This window comes from Saccharopolyspora elongata (assembly GCF_004348985.1).
Taxonomy (GTDB): Bacteria; Actinomycetota; Actinomycetes; order Mycobacteriales; family Pseudonocardiaceae; genus Saccharopolyspora; species Saccharopolyspora elongata.
Map to the genome: position 1 here is coordinate 1 of NZ_SMKW01000174.1, position 6082 is coordinate 6082.

General features: G+C 71.5%; 6 protein-coding genes and 1 pseudogene. 1 reads left to right on the forward strand and 6 read right to left on the reverse strand.

What is annotated here, in order from left to right; genetic code table 11:
- Positions 1 to 263: pseudogene (locus E1288_RS45790) on the reverse strand (hydroxyurea phosphotransferase); the annotation flags it as partial.
- Positions 264 to 416: 153 nt separating this feature from the next.
- On the opposite strand from E1288_RS45790, the gene E1288_RS45795 reads away from it, so the two are divergent.
- Positions 417 to 1451, forward strand: coding sequence for a hypothetical protein (locus E1288_RS45795; RefSeq protein ID WP_132495549.1), 1035 nt, complete (start codon positions 417 to 419; stop codon positions 1449 to 1451).
- A gap of 6 nt (positions 1452 to 1457) precedes the next feature.
- Here the strand turns inward: E1288_RS45795 and E1288_RS45800 are convergent, their stop codons facing one another.
- The 5 genes from E1288_RS45800 to E1288_RS50075 all read right to left on the reverse strand — a co-directional run.
- Positions 1458 to 2252: a maleylpyruvate isomerase family mycothiol-dependent enzyme gene (locus E1288_RS45800; protein WP_132495551.1), complete on the reverse strand. Its 795-nt coding sequence runs from the start codon at positions 2250 to 2252 to the stop codon at positions 1458 to 1460.
- Between the two features lie 62 nt (positions 2253 to 2314).
- Positions 2315 to 3088, reverse strand: a complete 774-nt coding sequence (locus E1288_RS45805) for an enoyl-CoA hydratase/isomerase family protein (RefSeq protein ID WP_132495553.1) — start codon at positions 3086 to 3088, stop codon at positions 2315 to 2317.
- Complete coding sequence (locus tag E1288_RS45810; protein WP_132495555.1) at positions 3081 to 4598, reverse strand: tripartite tricarboxylate transporter permease; 1518 nt, start codon at positions 4596 to 4598, stop codon at positions 3081 to 3083. Before E1288_RS45810 ends, E1288_RS45805 begins: the two co-directional genes overlap by 8 nt.
- Before the next feature lie 205 nt (positions 4599 to 4803).
- Positions 4804 to 5283, reverse strand: coding sequence for a tripartite tricarboxylate transporter TctB family protein (locus E1288_RS45815; protein WP_132495557.1), 480 nt, complete (start codon positions 5281 to 5283; stop codon positions 4804 to 4806).
- Positions 5280 to 6082 (reverse strand): tripartite tricarboxylate transporter substrate-binding protein (locus E1288_RS50075; RefSeq protein ID WP_132495559.1); only part of this gene is annotated, 803 nt, incomplete at its 5' end. The genes E1288_RS45815 and E1288_RS50075, both read right to left, overlap by 4 nt.

Consider the following 6082-nt stretch of genomic DNA (forward strand, 5'->3'; position numbering starts at 1 on the left):
CCCCAGGCCCGCAGCCCCACCGGCTCCCCGGCGGTGTCCTCGGTGACCGGCTGCAACTTCAGCACCGCGGCACTGCCATCGGCGCGCACGACCGGCAGCGCCAACGCCACCATGCCGTGCCAGGCGGCGCCATCCGGGCGCAGCCGCCACGCCGCCAGCCGCTGCTCGGCCAGCGCGGGAAGCCCATCGATCCAAGCGGACCCGCAGGAGCTGGCGCGATGGGTCGCCGCGAGAGCGGCCGGAACCACCACGGCAGAAGACATCGTCGAAACACCCCTTCGTCATCGGTGAACACGTGGACGAAGGAGTCCGGGGCGGGCCGCGAACACGTCAAAGCACGACGACCACTCTAGTCGCTGCGCGCGGCAGCACGACCATTCCCGCAGACGGGCTCTGCCACCTGCTTGGATGAGCCCATGAGCCGATCACGCACCCTCGCCGCGCCCTGGCTGGGCCTTACGCTGGTCGTGGTCGCGTTGGCCGGGTGCGCCGCGCCGGCCGAGCCGCCCGCGTTACCGCCGGCCGGGGTGTACGAGCATGACGCGGCGGGGGAGAGTTCGAAGGCCGAACCGATCGCGCCCGGCGGCACCGCCGCAGCGGTCACAGGCCCGTTGACCGACGTCGGCTGGTTCTGCGCGCAGGTCCGGGCCAACGCGGACGGGCGCGCCCTGTGGTGCCGGATCGGCCACCGCGACGCCACGGACACGGTCGCCCCGCAGGTGGCGCAGTTCGTCCTCGACCGCGACGACCGGCTCGCGTGGGCGTGGTTCCCGCTGCCCGACACGGCCTCCGGCGACGATGATCCGGTCACGGCCGCCGCCGCGCCGGCGCTGTCCGCGATCTGGCCCGGCGCCGGTGACCGCATCCGGCAGGAGACCGACGACTTCGAACGCGACCGCGCGCGGCGCCGTGACCCCACCGAGGTCCCGCGGACGGCGTGGCAGGACGAGCACGCCGGCTACCTGCTGTCCGCCGTGGACGGGCTGGTTGTCACCGCCCGCGACACCTCGGTTCGCCGCTGGCCTTCCGGTGCCGAGCACTACGCGACGACGATGAGCTCCGCCGTCGACGACCTGCGGGCCGGCGGATACGACTGCGCCTACCCGCCGCAGCAGTCCTGCAACCGCGTCCAGTCCAACGGCTACTTCCGGGTCTCGCTGCGCGGCGACCAGATCGTCTCGGCCCAGTTCGGCATCGGCAGCTGGATCGAGGCCAGCCGGCAACTGCATCCGCTCAGCGCGGAGTTCCCGCGCGGGCTCACGTTCCTCACCGAGGAGGTTCGCCGCGCGGTCACCGACCGCATCGAGGATTGCCGCCGCTCCGGCACCGGCTTCGCCGGGATCGTGAACGGGACCGTCGTGATCGTCGACGCAAGCCGAGGCCCCGTCGACGGTGCCGACCACGTGACATACCTCGACATTCAGATCGGCGCACCACTGGCCGGCACCTGACCCGCCTCAGAACGGCACCCGCGCGTCGCGAAGCGCGCCCAGCACCGCGCTGTCACCGTGCTCCACGATCAGATCCGGCTGCGGCTCGACGCGGCCGGAGAACATGCGCAGCACACCCACGGCATCACCGCGCACGGTCGCCACGGGCGCATCCGCCCCGACCTGCCAGCCACCGGAGACCACACCGGTGAGCTCCAGCACCAGCGGCGGCCCGGTCCACGAATCGTCGAGATCCCGCAGGACCTGCTCGACCACGCCGCGATCGTGCTCGTGCCCGGTGAACGCCCGCCCGGTCGCGCGGCAGATGTCGACGCGGTGCATCCACATGTCGCGGGCGAGCACCACATCCACCACGTATCCCATCGCCACCGGCAGCGCCCCCGGATAACCGGTGTCGAACGTCTGCCCGCGCACCGACTCCGTCATGCCCGGCAGCGCCCGGATCACCTGCCGCCACAACGGCGCGAACTCGGCCGCCAGCTCACCGGCCTGCCGGTCCCGCCACGCGTCCACCGCCATCTCGTTCATCGCATCCAGCCGGTACAGCCGCGGATACCGCAGCGCGCCTTCCCGCGCCCGCAGCACCATGAGATCCGGGGCGAGCGTGGCCTCGGCGTTGCCGAGCACGTGGGCGACGACGTCGCGCACGCTCCAGCGTGGGCAGTCGGTGGTCATCAGCCACTCCTCGGCCGACAACTCGCCCAGCAGCGCCCGCATCGCCTCGACCTCCGGGCGCAACACCTCCGCCGCGTGCGCATGCTCGGTTCGCGCCACATCATGGGCTCTCACGATGGTGGTCATGATCCACCTCCTCGCTCGATCTCGGACAACCCCCGGATACCCCCGGGCGCCGCCCGCGACCCTCAGCGGCCGGTCCAGCGGCGCGGGGTCTTGTCCAGGAAAGCGCGCACCCCGTTGCGGAAGTCGTCGCTGCCGAACACGGTGCGCACCAGGTCGTCGCCGTCGGGCAGGTTCGCCAACCGCAACCGGCGCACCGCCTCCTTGCCCGCCCACATCGTCAGCGGTGCGTGCTGCGCCAGCCGCTCGGCCACGCCCGCCGCGGTCGCCTCCAGCTCACCGACCTCGCACAACTGCGCGACGAATCCCGCCGCATGCGCCTCGTCGGCGCTGAACATCCGCGCCCGCAACAACATGTCCTTCGCCCGTGCCGGTCCCAGGTGGAACACCAGCAGCGAATAGGTGTTCATCGACAGGCAGTTGCCCAGCGTCCGCGCCACCGGTACCCCGAACCGGCCCGTCGTCGTCGACACCCGGATGTCGCACGCCGCGGCCAACGCGATGCCCGCACCCACGCAGTACCCGGAGATCGCCGCGACCGTGGGCACCCTGGTGGTCTCCAACCGCTCCAGCACCGCCTCCATCCGCTGCTCGTAGGCCACCCCGTCCTCGCCGGTGGTGAACCCGGTGAATTGCGCGATGTCGGTGCCGGCGACGAACGCCTCGTCCCCGGCGCCGCGCAGCACCAGCACCCGGATGCCGTCATCGGCGTCGGCCGTCTCGCACGCGGCGACCAGCCCGTCGTACATCTCCCAGCTCATCGCGTTGCGCTGCCGCGGCCGGTTGAACGTCACCTGCAGCACGGCTCCCTCGCGGGCCACCAGCAACTCGTCAGACATGCGACTCCTCTTCGGACTGCTCCGGCGCGGCGCGCCGGAGGAACACCCGGGCGCGGCGGGCGAGCGCCGGGCCGGCCAGCAGCACTACCGCCAGCGCCAGGGTCACCACCGCGATCGGCTTGGTCAGCACCAGCCACAGATTGCCGTCCAGCAGCGCCGAGGACTGCACCAGCGCCTTCTCGAACAACGCCCCGATGACCACCCCGACCACCAGCGGCGCCATCGGCAACTCGAAGCGCTTCATGCCGTAGCCGATGACCCCGAAGATCAGCACCAGCCACACGCTGAAGACGTTGTTGTCGATGGCGTAGGCCCCGACGAAGCTGGTGAACAGGATCAATGGGTACAGGTAGGCGTAGGGGATGCGCAGCAGCTGCGCGAACAGCGGCGCCAACGGCAGGTTGAGGACCAGCAGGATCACGTTGCCGATGAAGAACGACACCAGCAGACCCCACACCAGCTCCGGCTGCTCCTCGAACAGCAGCGGCCCCGGCTGCACCCCGTAAACCGTCAACGCGCCCAGCAGTACCGCCGTGGTCGCACCACCCGGGATGCCCAGCGTCAGCGTCGGGATGAAGTTGGCGTTCGCGGCGGCGTTGTTGGCGCTCTCCGGCGCCGCGACGCCCTGGATCGCGCCGTGCCCGAACTGCGCGGCGTTGCGGGAAACGCGCTTCTCCAGGCCGTAGGCCAGGAACGACGCCAGCGTCGATCCCGCACCCGGCAGCGTGCCCAGCAGGAACCCGATCGCGCTGCCCCGGCCGATCGCGCCGGCCGAATCCCGGATGTCGCGGCGGCGGATCACCAGATCCCGGAACCGCGCGCGGATCGGCGTCGCCGCCCCCACCCGGATCTGGTACAGCACCTCGCCGACGGCGAACAATCCGATGACCACCTCGATGTAGGGGATTCCCGACAGCAGCTCGATGCTGCCGAAGGTGTAGCGGGCCTCGCCGGTGCCCGCGTCGATGCCCACGCACGCCAGCAGCACCCCGGCGCAGGCCATCGCCGCGGCCCGCAGCTTCGAACCGGTCGACAGCACCACCATCGTCACCAGCGCCAGCACCATCACCGCCAGGTTCTCCGGCGGCCCGAACCGCAACGCGAACTGCGCGAACGGCGGCGCGAGCGCGGCCAGCAGCACCAGCGACAGGATCGCCGCGGCGAACGACCCGATCGCCGCGATCGCCAGCGCCGCGCCCGCACGGCCCTGCCGCGCCATCCGATAGCCGTCCAAAGTGGTCACCACGCTGGCCGCCTCGCCCGGCGTGGACAGCAGCACCGAGGTGATCGTGCCGCCGTACTGCGAGCCGTAGTAGATCCCGGCCAGCATGATCAGCGCGGTGACCGGCTCCACGGTCAGCGTCAGCGGGATCAGGATCGCCACCCCCGTGCTGGAACCCAGCCCGGGCAGCAACCCGATCACGGTCCCCAGCACCACGCCGACGAAGCACCACAGCAGGTTCGTCGGCGTGAACGCAGTCGATAACCCCAGCAACAAGTTGTCGATCACTTGCGCCTCCGGTGAAAACAGGTGTTCCAGGCTCGTTCTGCGTGGCGGTGCGAGTAGCACCGCGGCATCGGGGCTGTCCTCGCCGGAGGACATCTGAGAACCCGCGGCGGCGCGAGTCGCGAGGGTGGGCCAAGCGGCTGACGCTGCTTCGAAGCCGGTGAATCCGTGTCGAGCATGCTGGGCCTCCCGCCCCGACTCCGGTTTCTCAGAAGCCGAACAAGCCGGTGGGCAGCGGTACCCGCAGCACCACCGCGAAGATCACGTGCATCGCCGCCGCCGACACCGCCGACAGCGCCAGCGCGGGCAGCACCTTGCGCCGCTCCAGCCAGGTGGAGATCACCAGCACCAGCAGCCCGAACGCGGTGACCATGCCCACCAGCGGCACCGCCAGCAGCGCCGCGGGCAACAGCGCGAACACCCGCCGCAGGATCCACATCCGCTGCGCGGGCGTTCGCCCGAAGTCGTCGGTGCCGCCCTCGGGGGCGGCCGGGCGGCGCAGCTGCTCGACCAGCAGCAGCACCGAGAACACCGCCAGCAGACCGCCCGCCACCAGCGGCAGGAATCCCGGTCCGATCCGCGACTCCGGCAGCATCACCCCGTAGCCGACCGCGCTGACCGCGAAACCCGCGCCTACCAGGGCAAGCCCGCCGAAGACCGCCACCTGCGGCGACCGCTGCCCGCTCATCGCCGCACCACCTGCGCCAGCAGCCCCTCGTTGTCCCGCAAGTACGCGGTGAACTCCTCGCCGAAGGCCGCCCGCGGCTGCAGGAACTCCGACTCGACGTACTCGGCGTAGGCGGGGGAGTCGGCGAAGCGGCGGGCCACCCCGATCCAGTACTCGGCGGCCTGCGGGTTGAGCCCGCCCGGCGCGATCATGCCGCGGAACTGCGCGAAGGACACCGGCACGCCCTGCTCCACCGACGTCGGGATCCCCGCCAGCTCCGGATAGGTGTAGCGCTGGTCGGCGAACACGCACAGCGCCTTGAGCTGCCCGGCCCGCAGCTGGCCGACGACCTCGCTGGGATTCAGCGACGCCAGCTCCACCTGCCCGCCGAGCACCGCCGCCAGCGTCTCCCCGCCGCCCTCGTAGGGCACGGTGTCGAAATCAGCGCCGGCCACCCGCTCCATCTGCGAGAACACCACCGCGTCCGGGCCCACCGCACCGGAAATCCCGGCCAGCACCCGCCGCCCGCGGCTTTGCGCCACCGCGTCCGGGCCCACCGCACCGGAAATCCCGGCCAGCACCCGCCGCCCGCGGCTTTGCGCCACCGCGTCCGCGCAACTGGTGATCGGCGACCCCGGCAGCGCCACCAGCAGCGTGTAGTCATCGCCGATCTTCATGATCGGCGTGAAGCTGCGGTAGGAGAACGCCACGTCGACGCTCAACGGCAGCGACAGCAGCGACGTCTCGGTGGCCAGCAGGTAGTCCGGCGAACCCGCCTTGGCCAGGAAGTAGGAGTAGCCGACCGCACCCTGCCCGCCCT

Bases quoted from the DNA above. Each gene is read 5' to 3' on its own strand.
- E1288_RS45815 (WP_132495557.1), bottom strand. From the start codon at position 5,283: ATGAGCGGGCAGCGGTCGCCGCAGGTGGCGGTCTTCGGCGGGCTTGCC.
- E1288_RS45800 (WP_132495551.1), bottom strand. From the start codon at position 2,252: ATGACCACCATCGTGAGAGCCCATGATGTGGCGCGAACCGAGCATGCG.
- E1288_RS45805 (WP_132495553.1), bottom strand. From the start codon at position 3,088: ATGTCTGACGAGTTGCTGGTGGCCCGCGAGGGAGCCGTGCTGCAGGTG.
- E1288_RS45795 (WP_132495549.1), top strand. From the start codon at position 417: ATGAGCCGATCACGCACCCTCGCCGCGCCCTGGCTGGGCCTTACGCTG.